Source organism: Frankia canadensis, assembly GCF_900197875.1.
Taxonomy (GTDB): Bacteria; Actinomycetota; Actinomycetes; order Frankiales; family Frankiaceae; genus Frankia; species Frankia canadensis.
On the sequence record NZ_FZMO01000010.1, the window covers coordinates 1 to 22,381 of the forward strand.

Below are 22,381 nucleotides of genomic sequence, written 5' to 3' on the forward strand. Positions count from 1 at the left end.
GTTCGCGAGAACCAAACGATCGTCGTCGAGGATCTCACTGTTCGGAACATGGTCCGCAACCATTGTCTTGCCCGTGCCATCTCGGATGCGGGTTGGCGGGATCTGCGGACCATGCTGGAGTACAAGGCCGGCTGGTACGGCCGCGAGGTGATCGCGGTCGACCGCTGGTATCCCAGCTCGAAGACCTGCTCGTCCTGCGGGGCGCTCGTCGCATCGCTGCCGCTGAACATCCGGGAGTGGGCCTGCCGTTGCGGCACGGTCCACGACCGGGATGTGAACGCGGCGAAGAACATTCTGGCCGCGGGGCTCGCGGTGTCAGCCTGTGGAGATGGAGTGAGACCATCCCGCTCCTGGAGCGGGGAGGCATCTGTCAGTGAAGCAGGAAAACCCTTCCGCGAGGAAGAGAATGCCCGGCCTTCAGACCGGGGAGGAGGTCAATGGGGACCATGAGGGGGAGGATGGACGCGTGAACGGCTCGGGGTCGGCCTCCCCGACGGTCGGCGGCATCGGCGGCGGCATCGGCGCGGGTGGGATCGAGGTCGGCGGCCCGCTGCCGGCCGGCGGCGTGGAGACGTCGGGCAACGGCGTGGCGCGCCAGGCGTCGCCGACCGCGGACGCGCTGGGACGGGCCCCGGCCGAGCCGGCCCCGGTCGCCACGGCCCCGCAGGACGCCGTCCCAGGCGGCGCTGTCCCGGAGGGCTCGGTCCCGGTCGCCGCCGTCCCGGCCGCCTCGGTGGTGCAGCGCCAGGGCGCGGGTTCTCGGGCCGGGGGCGACGGTGACCCGGCCGGGCTCGGGTTCTCGTCCGTCCTGGTGGCGAACCGGGGGGAGATCGCCGTTCGGATCATTCGGACCCTGCGTGAGCTGGGGCTGCGGTCGGTCGCCGTCTACTCGGACGCCGACGCGGGCGCGCGGCACGTCCGCGAGGCGGACATGGCGGTGCGTCTCGGGCCGTCGCCGGCGCGGGAGAGCTACCTCGACATCGACGCCGTCCTCGACGCGGCGCGGCTGTCCGGTGCGCAGGCGGTGCATCCGGGCTATGGGTTCCTCGCCGAGAACGCGGCGTTCGTGCGGGCCTGCGTGGCGGCGGGGCTGCGTTTCATCGGGCCGTCGGCGGCGGCCGTCGAGCTCATGGGCGACAAGATCCTCGCCCGGCGCACCGTTGCGGAGGTCGGCGTCGCGGTGGTGCCAGGCCGGTCGGCGCCGGGCATGACGGACGCCGCGATCACCGAGGCCGCCGGCCAGCTCGGCTACCCGGTGCTGGTCAAGCCGTCGGCGGGCGGCGGCGGCAAGGGCATGCGGGTGGTGCGCGACCCGGAGCGGATGGCCGCCGCCCTCGCCTCGGCGCGGCGCGAGTCGGCTGCCGCCTTCGGCGACGACACCCTCTACGTCGAACGGCTCATCCCGCGGCCCCGCCACGTCGAGGTGCAGGTGCTCGCCGACGAGCACGGCACCGTGCTGCATCTCGGCGAGCGGGAGTGCAGCCTGCAGCGGCGCCACCAGAAGATCGTCGAGGAGGCGCCGTCGCCGCTGCTCGACACCCGCACCCGGGAGCGGCTCGGCACGGCCGCCGTCGCGGTCGCCTCCGCCGTCGGCTACGTCGGCGCCGGGACGGTGGAGTTCATCATGTCCGCCGACGCGCCCGACGAGTTCTACTTCATGGAGATGAACACCCGCCTGCAGGTGGAGCACGCCGTCACCGAGCTCGTCACCGGGGTGGACCTGGTCGCCGAGCAGGTCCGCGTCGCCGCCGGTGAGCCGTTGCGCTTCGGCCAGGCCGACGTCCACCTCACCGGCCACGCCGTCGAGGCCCGCGTCTACGCCGAGGACCCGGGCCGCGGTTTCCTGCCGACCGGCGGTGAGGTGCTCGCGTTCCGCGAGCCCGTCGGCCCCGCGCTGCGCGTCGACGCCGGCATCACGACCGGCGACACCGTCGGCACCGCCTACGACCCGATGCTCGCGAAGATCGTCGCCTGGGGCCCCGACCGGGCGTCCGCGCTCGCCCGGCTCGACGCCGCCCTGGCCGGCACCGTCCTGCTCGGCGTCCCGTCGAACCTCGGCTTCCTGCGGTCGCTGCTCGCCCATCCCGACGTGCGCTCCGGGCGTCTCGACACCGGTCTGGTCGAACGCGACCTGCCCGCGCTCACCGCCGCCGAGGCGCCCTCCGAGGCGATCCTCGGCTATGCCCTGGCCCGCCTGCTCGCGCTGCAGCCCACCGGAGCACTGATCGACCCGTGGGACGTCCCGTCCGGCTGGCGGCCGGGCGAACCGGCCTGGCTGACCTGGGACGTCGCGGTGCCCGGCGCGGGTGGCGGCGACCCGGCCCCCGACGGTGCCGCTGGGCTGGCCGACCCCACAGCCGCGGACGCGTCCCCGCAGGGCCGCGCGCACCCCGGCGGACCGGCGTCCTCGGGCGGGCCGGCAGGTGGCCCGGCTGGCGCTGCCCCGGCTGGCGCTGGACCGGCGGGCGGTGGGTCGGCTGACGGCGGGCTGGCTGGCGGCGGCTCGGCGGTGGTGCGGGTGGCGGCGCGCGGCACGCCGGGCGCGGCGCGGCTGAGGATGGGTGACGGGCCGCCGGTCGCCGCGTCGGTGCGGGTCGCCGGCGACGAACTGCTGGTCACGGTTGGTGCGGCGACCACCCGTTGGGCATTCGCCTGGGCCGGTGGCGCGGCGGCGCCGGGGACCCCGCTGTGGCTGGGGCGGGACGGCCGGGCCTGGCTGCTGGGCGAGGAGCTGCCGGGATCCGCTCGCGGTGCGGGCGGCGCGGTCGACGGCGAGGCGCGCAGCCCGATGCCGGGGACGGTCATCGCCCTGCTCGCCGAGCCGGGAGCGACCGTCGCCGCCGGGCAGCCGCTGCTCGTCGTCGAGGCGATGAAGATGGAGCATCCGGTCACCGCGCCGGCCGCCGGCGTCGTCACCGAGGTCCGGGTTCGCGTGGGCGACCAGGTCGGCCTCGACCAGGTTCTCGCGCTCGTCGCGCCCCCCGGTTCCGCGTAGCCGCCCGCGACGGCCTGCCTGAGCCCGGGCGGGCCCGTGGGTCGCGCTGTCAGGGGGCCGGGTCGCCGGACCCGGCCCGCCTGGCCCAGGCGGCGAGGGCCGTGAGGGCGTCGGGCTCTCCGAGTCCGACGAGGTCCACCGACTCGATCCCGGCGAGTCGCTCGGGCGGCTCACACGGCTCCACCCGGACCAGCACCGCGGCGCATCCCGGGCGGGCCGACCAGGCGGGCTCGTCGCGGTCGGCCGCGGGCAGGGCTGCGAGGTAGGCGGGGGAGAGCACGATGAGCGTGCGCCGCCGCGGCTGGCGCGGTGGTGACAACCATGCGGCTGTGGACTGGGCGGCTGTGGACTGGGCGGCTGTGAGCTGGGGGGCCTCGTCGCGGGCGTCGACCTGCCAGCCGGCGGCCTCCAGATGCCAGGTGATCCAGTCCACCCACGTCTGGTCGGCGGCGACATGCGAGATGAGCACGTCCGCGTCGGTGAAACCGACCTCGGCCGGGAGCGGGCCCGGCGCGGGGGGCGAGGACCCGAGCGTCCTCGCCCGGAGGGTGCGCGCCGCGCCCGCGGTGGGGACTCTCGTGGAGACCTCGGCCGAGGACGGGGCCAGGGCCGGAGCCGGAGCCGGGCCCGTGGTCCGAGCCGGAGCCGGGTTCGTGCCCGGAGCCGGAGCCGGAACCGGAACCGGAACCGGAGCCGGGGCCGGGGCCGGCGACTGGCTCGGGATGTGCGCCTGGGTGGCGGCGGGGGCGTGCTGGCTGAGGAAGTACGCGGACGCGTTCGCGGCGAGACGCAGGAACCAGCCGCGGTCCTCCGGGCGGGTCGAGGGGCGGGCCAGGCACATCAGGGCGCAGGCCAGCAGGGACAACGGCATCTGGTCGCGCCACTGGTCGACCAGGCCCGACCCGCGGGCCCAGCCCTCGGCGGCCGAGCGGACCTCGCCGACGAACAGCGACAGCCACCGCGGCACCAGCGCGTCGTCGTAGGCGTCGGCCTGCAGCAGCAGATCGATGGTGGCGGAGCGCTGGGGGGCGGACAGGTCGCCGAGGGTGCGGGCGAGCACGTGCAGCACCAGGTGGGTCGGGTCGCGGGTGAGCACGGCGTCGCCGGCGTAGCGGGCGAGGTCGATGAGCTGGTAGGAACCGCCGACGTCGCGCAGGGTACGCGGGATGAGGATGTTCTCGACGTGCAGATCGCCGTGGGCGCGTCCGACGAACGTGGGCAGCCGGATCCCGGCGCCGGCGCCGGCGTCGCCGTCGAGGAGCAGGGCGAACGGGTTCGGTAGCAGGTGTTCCTCGTCGTCGACGGCGATAGTGGGCCCCGGATGCTCGGCGGCCAGGCGCCACAGCGCGCCGCCGGGCGCCAGCCGGTGGCCGAGCTGGCGGCGCAGGATCACCGGGACGGCGAGGCGCTCCAGCCGCGGCGGCCCCGCCCAGTCGGCCAGGACGGAGCGCACGACCGCCCCGCCGGCCTGCGCGAACGCCACGGCGCTGGCCTGCCCTGGAGGAAGCCCGGGCGCCGCGTTCACGCGCGCGGCGAAGCGCGGCCCGGGCGCCCGGCCGCCGGGCGCGCCCGGCGACACCCGGGGCGGGTGCAGCACCGCGTCCAGCAGGGTGTGCAGGGTGATGGGCTCGCGCAGACTGTCGGCGGCGACCTGCTGGAAGACGAACCACCGCCCGTCACCCACCGAGATCGGCTGGTGGACGGGGCGGGTGAGGTGGCGCCCGGCGAACTCGGGGGCGGCGCTGACGGCGTCGCGCTGGTGGGCGAACTCGCCGGGCCGCGGCTCGCCCGGCTCACCGGCGGCGCGGTCGAGCTTGAGGATGAGCTGCCGGTCGCCCTCGACCGGGTCCTGTTCGAGGACGGCGAGTACCAGCGCGCCGGAGCGGCCACCGGTCAACGGCCGGACCAGGCTGTAGCTGATGGTGGTCTGGCTGCACCAGGCTCGCAGCGCCGTCGCGGCGGCCGCGTCCAGCTTGTCGTGCAGTGCCTCGTCCAGCCAAGGGGACATCGCGGCCATGACTCCCGACACGTGAGGGGTGCGAAACGCGGGATGGTGCCACGGGGTGAAGCGCCGTCGCGGCGGCCCGAGAATACCTCCCGACAACGCCTCGCCAGCGGCTCCGTCGGGTATTGGTCCCAGCGGACCGAAAGGAGGTCGGAGAAACGGGGCCGGCTGGTCCGGACGCGGTCCCGTCCGAGGCCGGACCGGGGTGTGTACGACGTTGTCCGGACTGCCGCCGGGGGGCTTTGCGTTCGATCCGGGGTGCGGTTGTCTGAGTGTCGCCGGACGGCGGCCGTGGCCCGGTGTGGCGTGGTCCTTTCCGCGTCGGGGGCGCGGGCTGGACCTGCCGGCCCGGTCGCCTCCGGCGCTGTCGGAGCAGGCCTTCCGTCGGGGGGAGGCCTGCTCCGACGGTCCGGGGCAGGTATCCCGCGGGCGGGTCGGTGGGACATTCCCGGCCCATCGCCGTGCCCGCCGCCGACTCTCCCTTCGCTCACCGGCCACGGCTCGACGCGCCATTGCGTCCACCTGTCTGTCGGATTTGTGTGGTTGATGTCCGCATCTCGATACGGCCGGTGGTCCCGCGAATACCGGGAGCCGTGCGTACGACGTTGTCCGGCGATACGGGTCGCGCTTTTCTCGGGCACCAGAATGAGTTTTTCTCAACAGGCTGCGATCGGTCGTGAACGCAGCGCTTCGCCGGATGCCAGACGTGATCGTGAGGTCGGATGAGCACCCGTGCCGCGCACGGAGCGCAGGATGTTCGGACGAGGCCGCGGAGCCGTCCGCCGACCCGGGCTCGGTTCGCCGTCCGCCGTCTCGCCCACCTGTGGGTGCTCGCCAGGCCAGGGACCGCGCTTGCCGACGGGGTGCCGCTCGCCGTGGGCGCGCTGGCCGTGCCCGGGCCGCGGGTCGCCACGGTGCTCGTCCTGGTCCTCGCCGGTGCGCTGGTGTCCGTCCATGGCCGGCTGCTGGACGCCGTCGCCGGCCTCGGCGCCGACCGGATCAACCCGGCCCGTCGCGGCAGCCCGCTCGTGCGCGGTCGGATCGGGTCGGGCGGCGTGCTGGGCGCGGCGGTGGCGGCCGGCCTCGCCGTCGCGGTGGGCGGCCTGCTCGCCGCGCCGGTCCTCGCCGCCAGGCTGGGTTTCGTCGTGCTGATCGGGTCGCGTGCGATGCTCGCCGCCACACGGGGCCCGGCGCGCCGGCTGCCGGTGCCGCTGCGAGGGATGCTCACCCTGGTGGCGGTCGGCGGCGGGCCGCCGCTCGGGGTGCTCGCGGCCGGTGGCGAGGTGGGTGGCGGTGCGCTCGCGCTCGGCGCCTGCTTCGGCCTCGCCGCGGTGGTCGCCGGCTGCACGATCGTCAGCCTGCCCGACCTGCCCACCGACCGGGTCACCGGCCGGCGTGGCACGGCGCTCGCGACCGGCGTCCGGCTGCGCCGGCCGCGGGGGTTCGTCCTCCCGCCGCGGTACGTCGCGATCGTGGTCGCCATACAGGTCGGGGCGGTCGCCACCGCCGGCGGCCTCGGCGTCACGAGTGGTCTCGGCGTCACCAGTGGTCTGGGGATCGCCGGTGGACTCGGGGTCGCCGGTGAGGTCGGCGCCGCGGGCGGTGCCGGTGCCGCCGGGGCGGTCGGCGCGCCCGACGGTGCGGGCGCGGTCGTGCGGGTGGCCGCGGCGCTCGGCGCGGTCGCGGTGAGCCTGGCCGGCACCGTCGGTCTGGTCCGCCTGCTGCGGGCCGGTGCCCCCGGGCTCGACCCGTTCCGGCCGGCGCGGCGGTACGGACGCGGCTTCGCCCTGCTGAACCTGCTCGCCTGTCAGCTGGCAGGTATCGCCTGGATCCTCGCCCAACCAGACGGGCCGCCGCCCTGGATCCCGCTGCCGGTGGCCGCCGGGTGGGCGGTGGCGCTGCTGGCCTCGGCCGTGCGCCGCGGCCGGCGACCCGTCAGGACGCCGGCCCGGGATCGGTGACGCGGGACTCGGCGAGCCGGCGCAGCGTCCTGGTCGTGGCGTGGCCGGGTCCCAGGACGCGTTCGCTGCGGCGGTGCGCGTCGGTCAGGCCGTCACGCAGCGGTTCGAGCCGGCCGCGCCGGCCCTCGATCTCGCCGAGCAGGCCGATCGCCGCGAGCGTGCGCGGATGGTCCGGACCGAGTACCTGTCGGCACGACGCCACCAGCCCGGCGGCGGTGTCCGAGGCCCGGTCGTGCGCGCCGCGCGCGTGGTCGAGGCGGGCCAGGTGCTGGCGGGTCACCAGGGTCGCGGGATGCTCGGGACCGAGCAGGGCGGTGCGCTCCCGCCACACCGACCGCAGGGTCTCGTCCGCCTCGACCCACTGGCCCTGCGCGGCGAGCACGTTGCCGATGTTGTTGCGCGTGGTGAGGGTGTCGCGGTGGCCCCGCCCGAGGATCCGCTCGCGCAGGTCGAGCGTCCGGGTGAACAGTTCCAGCGCCTCGTCGTGGCGACCCGTCTCGTGCAGCGCGCGGCCCAGGTAGTGCAGGGTCGTCAGGGTGTCCGGGTGCTCCTGGCCGAGCAGCCGCAGCCGGTCGTCCAGCACGACCCGAAGGCCCGCCTCCGCCTCGGCCGGGCGCCCCTGCGCGGCGCGGACCCGGCACAGGTCGTGGGCGATGCTGAGTATGTCGGCGTGGTCGCCGTCGAACAGTCGGCGCCCCTCGGCCAGCACCGCCTCGTAGGCCGCCGCGGCCTCGGCGAGACGTCCGGTGGCGCGCAGGTGGCGCGCGGCGACCGTCGCGGGGACCAGCAGATCCGGTGGCAGCCGCGACTCGGTGAGCGTCGCGAGTCCCCACCGCCGCCGGGCGCGCAGCATCGCCAGGCCCGCGTCGGCGTGCCCGCGCAGCCGCGACCACCGCGGCCAGGCCCGCGGGTCGCGCGGGTCGGGTTCGCGGATGGCCCGCACGAGCAGCGCGGTGACGGTCTCCAGATAGTCCTCGACCTGCCCGGACAGCTGCGCGGCCCGGCCGAGGCTGTCCCGGACGAGCGGGTGCAGCCAGAGCAGGTGCACCGGCTCGTCATCGGCGGGCGTGATGATGTGGTCGAGCAGGCCGTGGCCGGCCAGGACGCCCAGCAGGCTCCACAGCTCGGTCGCGCGCAGGCCCGGCAGCAGCGGTGAGCTGGCGAGAACCGCGGGATCGAGCAGCTCGATCGGGATCGGGTCGGCACCGAGGCAGGCCAGCAGGGTGAGCAGCGGCCGGGCCCGCGGGCGGCCCTGGGCCGCCAGCAGCGTCAGCGACAGCTCCCAGGTCGGCCCGACGAGCGCCCGCTCGCGGTCCCGGTCGGCCGCGTCGGTCGGGCGCTCGCCCGTCCAGGCTCCCGCTCCCGCTCCCGCTCCCGCCTCCGGTGCCGCCGTGCCGGCCGTGCCGGGGTCGCCGGGTGCGGCCATGCCATCGAAGTCCGGCAGGACGGACGTCGGCCCGGTGACGCGCAGCGCGCGGAGGTAGTCCGTGAAGGTGCGCGGCACCTCGGCGGCGAACGGCGCCGGCAGCCGCCGCGTCTGGACGAGATATCGCCCGGCGAGCGCGAGCGCCAGCGGCAGCCCGCCGAGGCGCCGGGCGAGATCCTCGGCGCTCGCGCGGGCGCCCGCGCCGGGGCCGGCCAGATCGATCAGCACCTGGCCCGCGTCGGACGGCTCCAGCGGGCGCAGCCGGTGGCAGCGCACCCACGGCGGCGACTGATGGTCGCCGGCGCCCGTCGACCAGGCCGTCCCGTCGCGCGTCGTCACGACGACCAGCCCGCGGCCGCCGGGGACCGGGCGCAGCCAGCCGGTGCCGTCGAGGACGTCGCCGCCGGTCGGGGCGAGGTCGGCGAGGTCGTCGGCATTGTCGAGGATCATCAGCCAGGGGTGGTCGAGGTCGACGAGCAGACGCCACACCAGATCCGGCAGGCTGCCTCGGGAGCGCTGGTCGAGGCTCGCGCCGAGCTCGACGGCGAGCGCGGTCATGCCCGCGAGGACCGCGCCCGGCCGGGCGGCGCTGATCCACCAGGTCCGCACGCCGGCCCGCCGCGCCCGCACCGCCAGCTCCAGGGCGATGGTGCTCTTGCCGACTCCCCCCATCCCGTGCACCACGTGCACCGGGCCGCTCGATCCGTCGCGGACGTCCGGTGCGGTGCCGTGGCGGGCGGTGCCGTGGGAAACGGCGCTGTCGGGAGTGGCGCTGTCGGGAGTGGCGCCGTCTGGGTTGGCGCCGTCGGGAGTGGCGATGGGGGATGGGAGATGCGCGGCCAGGACGTCGAGGATGTCGGCGCGGCCGTGGATCGCGGGCAGTCGGTCCAGGCGTCGCTCCGGTGGCGTGATCGTGAGGGCTGCGCCGAGGTCGCCGTGCCCCGGGTCGGGCGCCGCGTGATCCGAGGCGGCCCGGTCTGATGCGGCCCGGTCTGATGCGGCCCGGTCTGATGCGGCCTGGCCGAACGCGGGGCGGCGCGCGGTGGGGCTGATGGGGGCCGACGGTGGATCGGTGGGGGTGGCGGCGCCGGGCCGCGGGCCGTGCTCGCCCGCCCGCCGGTTGCGGCGCACCCGCAGCCACGTCCGCTCCCAGCGGTCCAGTTCCCGCTGGTCGGTGACGCCGCAGACCCGGACCATGTCGCGGACGAGGTCGGGCGGTTGCAGGCCGGGCAGGTGCGTCCCGCTGAAGTAGCCGCCGACGGTGCTCGAGGGCTGGTTCACCGCCCGGGCGACGGCGCGGACGCTGAGCCTCGCGCGTTCCCGTACTCCGGTCAGGGCACGACCGAAGTCCCGGCAGGACATGATGGCGTCCAGGTCAATCTCGTCAGACACGCGCATACCTCGGGCATCGCGGAGAACGTGTGCGGAACGCATTCCTGCCGCCCAATCTTGCCGCGCCGTGCTGACGCCGAACAGCCGGGTCGCCCATCGGACATGGCCGATGTGTCCTGCGCCACGCCCTCGACCTGCTGGGAGAGGGCTGGCGGCCGTCCCCGCACCCTCCGTGGGCGGCGGGTGGCGGGAACCGGCCGACACTGGTCAGTATTGCCGCCGCGGCCGGACGCCCATTGCCCGGTCGCCGGAGCGTCACCATCATGGCTCTGTTTCGGTCAGGTAACGCGCGAACGGTCAGATCGGTTGGGTATTTGTCGGCTCGCGGCATGGTGCCATTCCAGGTCGCGCCGTGGCGTGGTGTGGTGTGGCGCAGGCGGCCGACGCCGGCCCTGGGAGCCGGCGTGGACATGAGAGACTGTCCGCTCCCGCGTTGCCGCATCGCTCCAGGCCCGGCGGGACCGCGCGGGACGTCGGGACCTCGGTGCGGCCCTGGGGCTCGATGCCGGTGGGAGGGACGCGGATGACGGCGGTCGCCCCCGGTCCTGAGGCCGGGCGCCCACCCGTCGCCGATCCGTCGCCGTCCGTGCCGTCCGTGCCGTCCGTGCTGGCCGTGCTGGCCGGGCATGTGATCGTGGCCGGGCTCGGTGGTCTCGGTGTGCGGCTCGCCGAGCAGCTGCAGGACTCCGGGGTGGCGGTTGTCGGGGTGGACGACCGGCTGACCGCCGCCGCGCGCCGCCGGCTGGAGCGGGCCGGGGTGCGGGTGTTGCTCGAGAGCCCGCACGTCGCCGAGGTGCTGCGGGAGGCGGGCATCGCGACGGCGCTCGCGGTGGCGATCTGCCACGACGCGGACCTCGCGAACCTGCAGACGGCGCTGATCGCCGCCGACGTCGCCCCGGCGGTGCGGCTCGTCGTCAGCGTCAGCAACGCCCAGCTCGGCGACCAGATCGCCGACGCGCTCGACCAGGCGCGGGTGCTGAACCTGGCCGAGCTCGCCGGGCCGAGCTTCGTCGAGGCGTGCGTGCGTTCCGACGTCACGCACGCCTTCACCATGGACGACCGGGCCGACGCCGAGGTCTTCGCCGCGATCGAGGAGGAGATCACTGGAGGCGGCGCCTTCCGCGCCCGCTATGGCGATCTCACCCCGATCTCGCTGCGCCGGGCCGGCGCCCGCGACGCCGAGGTCTGCCCGCCGCGCGACACCCCCCTGCGTCCCGGCGACCGGCTGACCGTCCTGGGCCGCCTCGCCGAGTTCGACGAGCGCGGCATGGCCGTCTCCGGCCTGCACGACGCCCGCCTGTTCGCCGCGCTGGGCGACGGCGACGCGCAGGCACCCGGAGCCGCACGGCGCGGACGGGGGACGGCGGCCCGGATCCGTGAGTTCACCGCGATCATCCGCGGCGAGCTCGACCGCCCGTTCCGGCTGGCTCTCCTCGCCGTACTCACGATCATGACGGTCAGCACGGTCGTGCTGTCGCTCACCTACGCGGACCACAACAGGGCCGCCCCGCCCGGCTTCGGCCCCCTCGACGCGCTTTACCTCACCGTCGAGACGATGGTGACGGTGGGCTACGGCGACTTCAACTTCGGCGCCGCCGACGAGTGGCTGCAGGTGTTCGGCATCGGGCTGATGCTGTTCGGCGCGTTGTCCATCGCCGTCGTGTACGCGTTCATCACGAACGTCATCATCAGTCGGCGGTTGGAACGGGCGATGGGCCGCGGGCGGGCGGGGGCGGTCCGCGACCACGTGATCCTGTGCGGTCTGGGCTCGGTCGGCGTCGCGACGATGAACGGCCTGCTGCGCGCCGGTCGCCAGGTCGTCGTGATCGAGCGCGACGAGAACAACCGCTTCCTGCCGGTCGCCCGCGAGCAGGGGGTGCCGGTCATCCTCGGCGACGCGACGGTCCGCTCGACGCTGCTGGAGGCCGGCCTCGCCCACGCGACCACGATCGCCGCGCTCACCAGCGACGGGGTGGCGAACCTGGAGACGGTCCTGTCCGCCCGCGAGGCGCACGGCGACCTGCGCGCCGCCGGCGGCTCGCGCGGCACCCGCGGTGATCTGCGGGTGGTGCTGCGCGTCGTCGACGTCACCCTGGCCGATGAGGTGGAACGCCGCTTCGGCATCCACACCGCGCGCAGCGCCTCAGCGCTCGCCACGCCGTACTTCGTCGGCGCCGCGCTGGGCCACGACGTGCTGAGCACCTTCTACGTGGAGCGCACCCCGTTCCTCGTCGCCCGGATGACGGTACGCGCCGGCGGCGGGCTCGTCGGCCCGACACTGTGGGAGCTGTCCACCGGTACCCGGGTCCTCGCGGTGACGGGCGCGGCGGGGGAGCCGGACTACCGACCCGGCCGGCACACCCGGCTCGACCCCGGTGACGAGCTGCTCGTGGTCGGCCCGGTCACCGGCATCGTCGACATGGTGCGGCGCAACCAGCGTGTCGCGATGCCCGGTCAGGCGTGGACGTCGGCCGGGTAGGGGGCGAAGGTGCCGCGGTTCTCGTCGAGGGCGAGGACGCGGCCGATCTGCGGGAAGGCCCGCTGCGCGCAGCCGACCCGCTCGCACACCTTGCAGCCGATGCCGATCGGCACCGCGGCCGCCGGATCGTCGAGGTTCAGGCCGGTCGAATACACCAGGCGGCTCGCATGGCGTAGTTCGCAGCCCAGCGCGATGGCGAACGTCTTGCCCGGGCGGCCATATCGGCCATAGCCGCGGCTGACGGTGCGCGCTATCCAGAAGTAACTACGCCCGTCCGGCATGGTGGCAATCTGGGTGTGAATCCTGCCGGGGGCGGCGAGCGCCTCGTAGACATTCCACAGCGGACAGGTTCCGCCGGCCCGGGAGAAATGGAATCCGGTGGCGGACTGCCGTTTTGACATGTTACCCGCGCGGTCGACCCGGATGAACGAGAACGGGACGCCCCGGGCCCGCGGGCGCTGCAGGGTGCTCAGCCGGTGGCAGATCGTCTCGAATCCCATGCCGAAGTGCTCGGACAGCCGTTCGACGTCATACCGGAATCGTTCCGCTGTGGCGTGGAACACGTTGTAGGGGAGGATCAGGGCGGCGGCGAAGTAGTTCGCCAGCCCGATCCGGGTGAGGGTCCGCGCCGGCGGCCCGCTCAGCATGCCGTCGTCGGCGAGCCGGGTGACCAGCTCGTCGAACTCGGTGAAGGCCAGCTGCAACGCCATGCGGAACACCCGCTGACCTGGGCGAAGGTGACTCGACAGGGTCAGCACCTGGGTGTCGGGGTCGAAGCGGTGCAGCTCGTCGATGTCGAGGCTGGCCTCGCGGCCACCAGCCTCGCGGCCGGCGTCGCGGCCACCAGCCTCGCGGCCACCGGCCTCGCGGCCCTCGCCTCGCGCGTCGCCGCCGCGGGCCGGCGCGGCCTGGCCCACCTCCGGCTCCCGGATGTGAACCCGTACGCCGTGGTAGGCGAGCCGGTCGACGAGCACGGCCGGCATCCGGCTCGGGGTCAGGCCGATCTTGGTGGCGAGCCGCTCGGCGGCCTCGTCGAGCTCGGCGACGTAGTTCTGCCGCTGGTAGAAGAAGTCTCGGACCTCCTCGTCCGGCATCGGCGCGGGCGCGGCGGGCCCGACCGGCTCCGGCCCGCGCTCGCCGGTGAGCGCGGCGAGGCGCTCGTTGGCCTGCCGGTAGCGGCGATGCAGCGCGATCAGCGCGTGGGCGGTCTGCGGGAGCTGCTCGGCGAGCTGGGCGGCGTCGGCGTCCGGCACCTTCAGGCCGATCGTGCCGTCGGAGAGCACCTCACGCACCTCGGCGATGAGCCGGGTGACGTCGTGCGCGGCGAAGAAACCGGCGTCGACGCCGAACGCCTCGGTGATGCGTAACAGGACGGGGACGGTGAGCGGTCGCGAGTTGTGCTCGATCTGGTTCAGATAGCTGGGAGAGATGCCGAGCAGACGGGCCAGCTCCACCTGGCTCATGGCCCGTTCCTCGCGTAGTTCCCGCAGCCGGGTCCCGACAAACGTTTTCTGCATCCGACTCCTTCCTGGAGGGCAGGGTAGTCGCTTCGGTGCGAACGTGCCATTCGCAGGATTCGCAGACCCGGCGTGGAAGATTTGCAAGACTTGGCTCGTTGGGCCGCTCGACCACGGGGAATCACTGTGTCAGCTTCGGAGTGGTGGGTGGTCCTGGCCGATTGGCGGGGCCCGGAGCAGTGGAGGCGACATGGCCGAGACGGCAGCGACGGCGGCGGCGACGGCGGCGACGAACCCGGCGATCACGAAGGCGGCCGGGGAGCTGGCCGCCCAGTGGGCCGCCGACCCGCGGTGGCAGGGCATCGAGCGGACCTACAGCGCCGAGGACGTCATCCGTCTGCGTGGCAGCGTGGTCGAGGAGCACACCCTGGCCCGCCTCGGCGCCGAGAAGCTCTGGAAGCTGCTGCACGAGACCGAGTACATCAACGCCCTCGGCGCGCTGACCGGCAACCAGGCCGTCCAGCAGGTCAAGGCCGGGCTCAAGGCCATCTACCTGTCCGGCTGGCAGGTCGCCGCCGACGCGAACCTCGCCGGTCAGACATACCCGGACCAGAGCCTCTACCCGGCCAACTCGGTCCCGGCGGTGGTGCGCAGGATCAACAACGCGCTGCTGCGCGCCGACCAGATCACCTTCACCGAGGGTGTCGCCGACGCCCCCGACTGGCTGGTGCCGATCGTGGCCGACGCCGAGGCCGGCTTCGGTGGTGTCCTCAACGCCTACGAGCTGATGACGGCGATGATCGCCGCCGGGGCCGCCGGCGTGCACTGGGAGGACCAGCTGTCCTCCGAGAAGAAGTGCGGCCACCTCGGCGGAAAGGTGCTCATCCCGACCGGGCAGCACATCCGCACCCTCAACGCCGCCCGGCTCGCCGCGGATGTCGCGAACGTGCCGTCGCTGATCGTCGCCCGCACCGACGCCCAGGCCGCCACCCTGATCACCAGCGACATCGACGAGCGTGACCGCCAGTTCGTCACCGGTGACCGCACCGCCGAGGGCTTCTACCGGGTCAGCGCCGGCGTCGACCCGTGCATCGCCCGCGGCCTCGCCTACGCCCCCTACGCCGACCTGCTGTGGATGGAGACGTCCACCCCGGACCTCGAGGTCGCCCGCCAGTTCGCCGAGGCGATCAAGGCGCAGTACCCGGACCAGATGCTCTCCTACAACTGCTCGCCGTCGTTCAACTGGCGCGCGCACCTCGACGACGCCACCATCGCCAAGTTCCAGCGCGAGCTCGGCCACATGGGCTACCAGTTCCAGTTCATCACCCTGGCCGGCTTCCACGCGCTGAACCACTCGATGTTCACCCTGGCGCACGGCTACGCCCGCGAGGGCATGACCGCCTACGTCGACCTTCAGGAGCGCGAGTTCGCCAGCGAGGCCGACGGCTACACCGCCACCCGCCACCAGCGCGAGGTCGGCACCGGCTTCTTCGACCTGGTCAGCACCGCCATCAACCCGGCGAGCGACACCACCGCGCTGCGCGGCTCCACCGAGGAGGCGCAGTTCGCCGCCGCCGGCGGGGGGCACTGACATGCCGGCGCCACGCGGCGGACGCATCGAGGTCCTCGGCGACCCCGATGCCCCGGGCGAACGGTTCCGCGAGATCCTCACCCCCGAGGCGCTGGACTTCCTCATCGCGCTGGATGGCGCCTTCGCCGGGCGGCGGGCCGACCTGCTCGCCGCCCGGCGGGAGCGCCGTGCCCGGCTCGCCTCCGGTGCCACCACCCTCGACTTCCTCCCCGAGACGCGGTGGGTGCGCGCGGACCCGTCCTGGCGGGTCGCGGGCAGCGAGGGCGCGCCGGGGCTCGTCGACCGGCGGGTGGAGATCACCGGGCCGACGGAACGGAAGATGACGGTCAACGCGCTGAACTCGGGCGCCCGGGTGTGGCTCGCCGACTTCGAGGACGCCACCTCACCGACCTGGTTCAACGTGATCGCCGGCCAGCTCAACCTGCTCGACGCCATCCGCGGCCGGCTCGAGTTCACCACCGACGCCGGCAAGCGGTACGCCGTCGGCCCGAACCCGGCGACGATCGTCGTCCGGCCGCGCGGCTGGCACCTCGACGAGGCACACCTGCTCGTCGACGGCCGGCCGATCCCCGCGGCGCTGGTGGACTTCGGTCTGTACGTCTTCCACTGCGCCCGGCTGCAGATCGACGCGGGCTCCGGCCCGTACTTCTACCTGCCGAAGCTGGAGGGCCATCTCGAGGCCCGGCTGTGGAACGACGTGTTCGTGTTCGCGCAGGATCGCCTCGGCATCCCGACCGGCACGGTGCGCGCCACCGTGCTCATCGAGACGATCCCCGCCGCCTTCGAGATGGAGGAGATCCTCTACGAGCTGCGCGAGCACTGCGCCGGCCTCAACGCCGGCCGCTGGGACTACGTGTTCAGCATCATCAAGACGCTCGGCGTCCTGGACGGGCGGTACGTGCTGCCCGACCGGGCCCGGGTGACGATGACGGTGCCGTTCATGCGCGCCTACACCGGCCTGCTGGTGTCGACCTGCCACCGCCGTGGCGCCTACGCGATCGGTGGGATGGCGGCGTTCATCCCCAGCCGGGACCCAGGAGTCAACGCCCGCGCGTTCGACCAGGTCCGAGCGGACAAGGAACGTGAGGCCGGCGACGGCTTCGACGGCTCCTGGGTGGCACATCCCGGGCTGGTGCCGGTGTGTGAGGCGGCGTTCGACGCCCGTCTCGGCACGGCGCCGAACCAGCTCGGCGTGACCCGGTCGGACGTGTCGGTGGCCGCGTCGGACCTGCTCGACATCGCGTCGGCCGGCGCGGTCGTCACCGAGGCGGGGCTGCGCAACAACATCACGGTGGCGTTGCGCTACATCGACGAGTGGCTGCGCGGCACCGGCGCGGTGGCGATCTTCAACCTGATGGAGGACGCCGCCACCGCCGAGATCGCCCGCTGCCAGGTCTGGCAGTGGCTGCGCCACGCAACTCCGCTGGACGACGGCCGCCCGATCACCCGGGAGCTCGTCGAAGGGCTGCTCGCCGAGGAGTTCGCCGCCGTGCGCGCCGAGCGCGGCGACACCCCGAACCGTCTCGACGAGGCCCGCGAGGTGTTCGTCGCGACGGCACTGGCCGAGGAGCTCCCCGAGTTCCTCACGACGATCGCGTATGCGGAGCATCTGACCAGGGCTCCGCAGGCGCTCGCGGCCACCTGAACAGGGCTCGGTGTGGCACCCCGCTGCCGTGCCACACCGAGCCCCCTGGCGCGGTTCCGGACGGCGCGCTCAGCCGCGCAGGACTGTCTTGGTGCGCATGAGGAACTCGCCGAGGTAGCCGTCGTGGGGGGTGTCGGAGCGCATCCAGTAGGTGGGGTGGTCGCCGACGTAGACGTTGCGGATGGTCGGGTCGTCGACCAGGCGGTCCACCAGCGCCTCGTCGTGGGTCAGGGCGGTGAGGACGAGGGAGTCGCGCAGCGGTCCGGTGCCGTCGGCGGGGGACCAGGGGGCGACCCAGACGCAGGGGAAGCCCAGCTCGATGCCGGTCTGTGTGGCGTCGGGGCGGTCCACCTCGAACACCGCCGGGCGCAGCGCCGCGCCGCCGCCGGGCACGGGATCGGTGATGCCGTCGCCGCCCAGGTGGGGGGTGGTGCCGGCGGCGTGGTCGAGCAGGTAGCGCTCGAGGCGCGCGGCCTGATCGGATGGCTGGCAGGGCAGCACCGCGCGGTCGTCCTCGGGTGGCAGGCTCGGGATCGCGCCGAGCCGCTCGGCCAGCACGTCGGCGAGGCCGGTCGGGTCGGTGTCGGTGAGCACGGCCGTCGCGTTGACGCAGGCCGTTCCGCCCTCGTCGCCGATGGAGTCGACGAGGGTGTCCAGATGGTGGTGCCAGTCCTCGCCGGCGAGCAGGATCTTCGAGCGGCCGGGGCCCTGGACGAGCACGGTGGGGTCGTCGCCGTACTTGCGCACGACGTCGTCGCCGCCGTAGACGAGCGACAGGTCCGCCGCCTTGATGATCTCGTCGGCCACGGTGTGGTCGGTGGGGAGCAGCACCACCTGGTCGTCGGCGAACCCGGCCGCCCGCAGCGCGCTGACCAGCCGGAACGGGGTGAGCGGCTCGCGGCGCGATGGCCGCACGGCCACCCGGTAGCCCAGCGCCAGCGCCTGCGGCCACAGGGCGTGCACGCCGGGATGGTTGCCCGCGGCGTGCACGCCGAAGACCTCGCCGCGCCGCGTCCACACCGCCCGTCCGCCGACGGTCGCCGGGTCGTGCCAGTCGGCGACGCTGCCGGTGGGCAGGGCTTGGCGTGCGTCGCGGCCGGCGTCGACCAGCGCCCGGCGGGTGGTCCGGGTGGCGTGGCGGACGACCGAGATCGGCATGCCGGAGATCCGGCACACGGCGCGTTCATAGTCGTCGACCGCCAGGCCGCCGACCGGTTCGGTCGCGAACATCTCGCCGGCACGGGCGAGCGCGGCGAGCCGCTCGGCCGCGGGCAGCGGCTCGGCGGCACGCAGTGCGCCGATGGCCCGGTGCACGTACAGCGACGGGACCAGGCTCAGCTCGGCGACCGCCGTCCCGCCGAGATCGGTGATGGTCAGCCGGGTCCGGGAGTGGTAGGGACCGCCCGGGCCCAGCGCGTCCACCGCGATCAGTCCGGCCTCGCCGCGGGGCCCCGGCCGTGGGCTCCCCGTGGCCATCAGTAGACCCCCTCGATGACCTCGGCGTCGCCGAACACGGCGACCGGGCTGACGTCGGCGACCGAGTCGCCGACCTGGCCGGGCGGCGGCTCGATCCGGGTCGCCTCGTCGCGTTCGAGGTTGTTCGGCAGGAACGCCGAGCGGCTCACGTGGTTCATCACCACCCGGCCGCGGCTGCCGTAGGGCACACGCTCGCCGGTCTCCGGGTCGACCACCCGGAACGTGACATACGGAGAGAACGGGTCGAACACGCACGGGTCGTCCGGGGACAGGCCGATCCTCTCCGGCGCGCCAGACAGGATCATGGTGGAGCCGTACCGCCCGAACAGCCGGGGGCGCGGGAGCACCTCGGTGCGCAGCAGGGCGCGGGTGTCCGGATCCAGGTGCGCGCCGCTCCACTCGACCATGCCGATCCGCTCGTCGATGATCCGGCGCAGCCGCTCGTCGCGCACCATCCGCTCCAGTAGCGGCGGCGTGGTCACCAGCACGCCGATGTCCTGCGACTCCAGCACGGTGCGGGCCTGCGCGACCAGGTGGTCGGCGTACTCGTCGGCGAGCTCGCGGCGACCGGCGGCGAGGCACTTCTTCACCCAGCGTGGGTCGAGGTCGATCGTGTACGCCAGCCGGCCCTGCCGGTGGGCGAGTTCGCGGATGAACGTGCCGAACATGTGCGGCCCACTTGGCGCCACCGCCAGCCAGTCGGCCGCCACCGGGTAGCCGCGTTCGGCCGACTCCCGCTCGTTGCGGGCGAGCATGCGTTCCAGCCAGTCGGTCATCAGCAGCATGTGCTTGGGCGGTCCGGTGGTGCCGCCGGAGTCGAACACCCCGAACACGGCCGCGGCGCCGTCCGGCGGATGCTCCAGGGCGTAGCCACGGGGGATCAGCGCCGCGGCCGGGATGTCGCGCAGCCGGTCGACGACGTTGGGGAAGCGGGCGAGGTCGTCGACGATGTGGATGTCCTCACGCGGGTCGAAGCCGAGGCTCGGTGCCAGCTCCAGCCAGAACGGCGAGCCGGTGCGCGGGTCGAAGTGCCAGCGCATCGCCGCCTCGATCAGGTCCGACTCCGCGGGCACCTGGTCCAGCGGGCCGGCCAGGGCGGCCTCGTTCCCCGGCGCACGCGCGGCGCCGCGCCCCGTCCGGGCCGGCGCCGCCCTGGTAGACGAACGCGTCGCGCGCCCCCTGCCGGCCGAGGTCCGCGCCGGGTCGGTCGTTCGGGTGGAATCTGCCTGTCGTGTGCCCATCGACGTGCCGCCTCCCGCGGCCGGCGCGAGCCATGGCGGGCGGCTCTCACCCGGCCATCGCGGGAGTGGTCGCACCGGTTCTGCCCGCGGGTCGCGCGGGGCGGGACCGCGACGCACCGCGGCCGGCGGCCACCCACAGCTCGAGCTCTCCTACGAGTGCAGGTCGCGGCGGCGGGCGTGTCAACCGCAGTGATCGCCGGCGCCGGGCGCCGGGGCGCCGCTCACGCGCCGGCGGAGCACACCCGCAGCGGGCCGGCACGCAGGGCGGCCATCGCCTCGTCGACGAGCGGGACGAGATCGGAGCCGGGGGGCATCGACGCCCACGCGTCGACCACCACGTTGATCGCCGCGAGCGCGCAGGCGGTGGCGACGCGGGTCGAGAGGTCCGTCGGGGCGCGGCCGAGGCGGGTCGCGAGCACCTCGGCCAGGGCGCGCTCGCTGGTGCGGGACGCCTCGACGAGCACACCGCGGACGCGGGGGAGTTCGGTGATCAGGAGCAGCAGCGAGCGGACGACCTCCGGGTCGTTGTCGAGGTTGCGCCACATGTCGACCATCGCCCGGCCGAGGGCGTCGGCGGGATGCTCCTCGGCGGGTCGCGCGCGCATGGCTTCCACGAGCACGGCCAGCTCGAAGTGGACGGCCTCGCGGAGCATGTCCTCCTTGAACGGGAAGTAGCGAAACACGGTGCGCGGGCTCATGTCGACCGCGGCCGCCACATCCTCGACCGTCGTCGCGTCGTAGCCGCGGGACATGAACAGCTGCAGCGCCGCGTCCGCGATGCTGGCGCGGATCCGCGCCCGCCGGCGCTCCGCCCGGGACAGCTCGCCGGGGTTCGTCCCCATCGCCTGGCCGGTCGGCGCGTCCGTGGCAGCGCCGTGTTCCGCCGGATCACCCACCCTTCGATCATATCGCTCCGCCCAGGTGATTGTCATCTCTGTCGGTTTGGCAGAGCTGACAAAATGGCACCTATGTCGGAGAGTGGTGGAGGAAGCCCGGACGACCTGAAGGGACATCGGCTCATGTCCACAGCAACGGGCGCGGAACACGCGCCGCGCCACGAGGACCACCCGGGGAGGTCGCGTCACGCCTCCCGCGAGGCCGGGACGACGCCGCCGGGCGGGGCGGCGGGCCGTCGAGGTCATCCGTGGTTGACCCTGGTGAGCGTCGCGCTCGGCGTGATCATGGTCGGCCTCGACGCGACCGTCGTGTCGATCGCCAACCCGCGCATCGCCGAGGACCTGCACGCTTCCCTGTCGGACCTGCAGTGGGTGACCAACTCCTACCTGCTGGCCCTGGCGGTACTGCTCATCCCCGCCGGCAAGCTCGGCGACCGGTTCGGCCGGCGGCGGATCTTCCTGATCGGGGTCGTCGGCTTCGCCCTGACCTCGCTCGGGGTCGGCCTGGTCGGCTCCATCACGGGCGTGATCGTCTTCCGCGCCCTGCAGGGGGTGGCCGGCGCGCTGCTGATGCCGAACACGCTGGCCATCCTGCGTTCGGCCTTCCCGCCGGAGAAGCTCAACATGGCCATCGGCGTGTGGGGCGGTGCCTCGGCGATCTCCATCGCGGCCGGGCCGATCATCGGCGGCCTTCTCGTCGAGCATGTGAGCTGGGAGTCCGTCTTCATTATCAACATCCCGGTCGGGGCGGTCGCGCTCGTCGTCGGCCTGCTGGTCCTCGCCGAGAGCCGGGACGAGTCGGGGCCGCACCATCTGGACGTCCCCGGCCTGCTGACCCTCGCCGGCGGCCTGTTCGCCCTCGTCTTCGGCATGATCAAGGCGCAGAGCTGGGGCTGGGACTCCGGACGGACGATCGGGTTCCTCGTCGCCGCCGCCGTCCTGCTCGTGGCGTTCGTGCTGATCGAGTCCCGGGTGCGCGCGCCGCTGGTGCCCATGCGGCTGTTCCGCAACCGCTCGCTCAGCCTGAGCACGCTCATCGTCGTCCTGACGTTCCTCGCGCTGTTCGGCGTGCTGTTCTTCCTCACGCTGTACCTGCAGAACGTGCACGGCTACTCCGCGGTGCAGGCCGGGGTGCGCACCCTGCCGCTGTCCGCGGTGTTCATGGTCAGCAGCCCGCTCGGTGCCGCCCTCAACGCCCGCTTCGGCCCGCGGGTGCCGATCGCGGCCGGCATGACCCTGCTCGTCGGGGCCTTCGTGCTGCTCACCCAGCTGGAGCCCGACTCGTCCTACCACCTGCTCTGGCCGGCGTTCGTCGCGATCGGCGTCGGGGTCGGACTCACCGTGACGGCCGCCTCCGACGCGATCGTCGGCAACGCGCCGGTGGCCGACTCCGGCGTCGCCGGCGGCCTGCAGTCGACGGCCACCCAGCTCGGCGGCGTCCTCGGCACCGCCATCCTCGGCTCGGTGCTGGCCAGCCGGGTCGGCTCGGTGCTGGGCGACCGGCTGGTCGCCGCCGGCGTCCCGGCGGCGCAGGCCGAGCGGCTCACCCAGGCCAAGGAGGCCGTCGGGCAGGGCCTGGTACCGCCGGTGCCCGGGGCGTCCGACGCGCTGCGCGCCGCCGTCGAGTCCGGCAGCCACGCCGCGTTCATGAGCGGACTGCACGTCTCGATGGTGATCGGCGCCGCGCTGTCCGCTGTCGCGCTGCTGCTCGCGCTGCTGATCCGTCCCGGGGAGAACGCCGGGTCCGGGGTCGTCCACGTCTGACGGCCGTGCTCACCAGACGCCGCTGGGGCAACCCTCCCGGCGAGGGCGTGGTC

The 22,381-nt window shown here is 74.3% G+C and carries 13 protein-coding genes; 7 read left to right on the forward strand and 6 right to left on the reverse strand.

Annotation, left to right across the window (positions count from 1 at the left end; genetic code table 11):
• Nucleotides 1-450, forward strand: a 450-nt coding sequence (locus tag C1A33_RS01910; protein WP_133150539.1) for an RNA-guided endonuclease InsQ/TnpB family protein, incomplete at its 5' end; no start/stop codon positions are given.
• 286 nt (nucleotides 451-736) lie between these two features.
• On the forward strand, nucleotides 737-2,995 hold the full coding sequence (locus C1A33_RS01915) for an acetyl/propionyl/methylcrotonyl-CoA carboxylase subunit alpha (protein WP_101829811.1): 2,259 nt from the start codon (nucleotides 737-739) through the stop codon (nucleotides 2,993-2,995).
• A 49-nt stretch (nucleotides 2,996-3,044) separates the two neighbouring features.
• On the opposite strand, the gene C1A33_RS37295 is transcribed toward C1A33_RS01915, so the two are convergent.
• The gene (locus tag C1A33_RS37295) at nucleotides 3,045-5,003 is read right to left on the reverse strand and encodes a TIR domain-containing protein (RefSeq protein ID WP_133150540.1); all 1,959 of its coding nucleotides are present in this window, start codon (nucleotides 5,001-5,003) and stop codon (nucleotides 3,045-3,047) included.
• A gap of 719 nt (nucleotides 5,004-5,722) precedes the next feature.
• Between C1A33_RS37295 and C1A33_RS01925 the strand changes: the two genes are divergently transcribed.
• Nucleotides 5,723-6,961: a UbiA family prenyltransferase gene (locus C1A33_RS01925; protein ID WP_133150541.1), complete on the forward strand. Its 1,239-nt coding sequence runs from the start codon at nucleotides 5,723-5,725 to the stop codon at nucleotides 6,959-6,961.
• Here the strand turns inward: C1A33_RS01925 and C1A33_RS01930 are convergent.
• Nucleotides 6,936-9,779 (reverse strand): tetratricopeptide repeat protein, encoded by a 2,844-nt coding sequence (locus C1A33_RS01930; protein ID WP_101829812.1) that lies wholly within the window; start codon nucleotides 9,777-9,779, stop codon nucleotides 6,936-6,938. The two genes, C1A33_RS01925 and C1A33_RS01930, sit on opposite strands and share 26 nt — an antisense overlap.
• A 523-nt stretch (nucleotides 9,780-10,302) precedes the next feature.
• Here C1A33_RS01930 and C1A33_RS01935 point away from each other — a divergent pair.
• Entirely contained in the window at nucleotides 10,303-12,258 is a 1,956-nt protein-coding gene (locus C1A33_RS01935) for an NAD-binding protein (protein ID WP_101829805.1), read from the forward strand.
• Here the strand turns inward: C1A33_RS01935 and C1A33_RS01940 are convergent.
• Complete coding sequence (locus tag C1A33_RS01940; RefSeq protein ID WP_101829806.1) at nucleotides 12,234-13,775, reverse strand: short-chain fatty acyl-CoA regulator family protein; 1,542 nt, start codon at nucleotides 13,773-13,775, stop codon at nucleotides 12,234-12,236. The genes C1A33_RS01935 and C1A33_RS01940 overlap by 25 nt on opposite strands.
• A 190-nt stretch (nucleotides 13,776-13,965) precedes the next feature.
• On the opposite strand from C1A33_RS01940, the gene aceA reads away from it, so the two are divergent.
• Nucleotides 13,966-15,306, forward strand: a complete 1,341-nt coding sequence (gene aceA, locus C1A33_RS01945) for an isocitrate lyase (RefSeq protein WP_101829807.1) — start codon at nucleotides 13,966-13,968, stop codon at nucleotides 15,304-15,306.
• Between the two features lies 1 nt (nucleotide 15,307).
• Nucleotides 15,308-16,951, forward strand: a complete 1,644-nt coding sequence (gene aceB, locus C1A33_RS01950; RefSeq protein WP_101829808.1) for a malate synthase A — start codon at nucleotides 15,308-15,310, stop codon at nucleotides 16,949-16,951.
• Between the two features lie 69 nt (nucleotides 16,952-17,020).
• On the opposite strand, the gene C1A33_RS01955 is transcribed toward aceB, so the two are convergent.
• The 3 genes from C1A33_RS01955 to C1A33_RS01965 all read right to left on the reverse strand — a co-directional run bounded on the left by C1A33_RS01955 (nucleotide 17,021) and on the right by C1A33_RS01965 (nucleotide 20,564).
• Nucleotides 17,021-18,427: an aldehyde dehydrogenase family protein gene (locus C1A33_RS01955; RefSeq protein ID WP_101829809.1), complete on the reverse strand. Its 1,407-nt coding sequence runs from the start codon at nucleotides 18,425-18,427 to the stop codon at nucleotides 17,021-17,023.
• Nucleotides 18,427-19,500 (reverse strand): phenazine antibiotic biosynthesis protein, encoded by a 1,074-nt coding sequence (locus C1A33_RS01960; RefSeq protein ID WP_341477164.1) that lies wholly within the window; start codon nucleotides 19,498-19,500, stop codon nucleotides 18,427-18,429. The genes C1A33_RS01955 and C1A33_RS01960 overlap by 1 nt, the downstream gene beginning before the upstream one ends.
• Before the next feature lie 389 nt (nucleotides 19,501-19,889).
• Complete coding sequence (locus tag C1A33_RS01965) at nucleotides 19,890-20,564, reverse strand: TetR/AcrR family transcriptional regulator (RefSeq protein ID WP_243407079.1); 675 nt, start codon at nucleotides 20,562-20,564, stop codon at nucleotides 19,890-19,892.
• Nucleotides 20,565-20,825: 261 nt separating this feature from the next.
• On the opposite strand from C1A33_RS01965, the gene C1A33_RS01970 reads away from it, so the two are divergent.
• Complete coding sequence (locus tag C1A33_RS01970) at nucleotides 20,826-22,328, forward strand: MFS transporter (RefSeq protein ID WP_243407080.1); 1,503 nt, start codon at nucleotides 20,826-20,828, stop codon at nucleotides 22,326-22,328.
• Nucleotides 22,329-22,381: the final 53 nt, after the last annotated feature.

Excerpts from the sequence above, each read along its gene's own strand:
- C1A33_RS37295 (WP_133150540.1), bottom strand. The coding sequence starts at position 5,003 with ATGTCCCCTTGGCTGGACGAGGCACTGCACGACAAGCTGGACGCGGCC.
- C1A33_RS01925 (WP_133150541.1), top strand. The coding sequence starts at position 5,723 with ATGAGCACCCGTGCCGCGCACGGAGCGCAGGATGTTCGGACGAGGCCG.
- C1A33_RS01935 (WP_101829805.1), top strand. The coding sequence starts at position 10,303 with ATGACGGCGGTCGCCCCCGGTCCTGAGGCCGGGCGCCCACCCGTCGCC.
- C1A33_RS01940 (WP_101829806.1), bottom strand. The coding sequence starts at position 13,775 with ATGCAGAAAACGTTTGTCGGGACCCGGCTGCGGGAACTACGCGAGGAA.
- aceA (WP_101829807.1), top strand. The coding sequence starts at position 13,966 with ATGGCCGAGACGGCAGCGACGGCGGCGGCGACGGCGGCGACGAACCCG.
- aceB (WP_101829808.1), top strand. The coding sequence starts at position 15,308 with ATGCCGGCGCCACGCGGCGGACGCATCGAGGTCCTCGGCGACCCCGAT.
- C1A33_RS01955 (WP_101829809.1), bottom strand. The coding sequence starts at position 18,427 with ATGGCCACGGGGAGCCCACGGCCGGGGCCCCGCGGCGAGGCCGGACTG.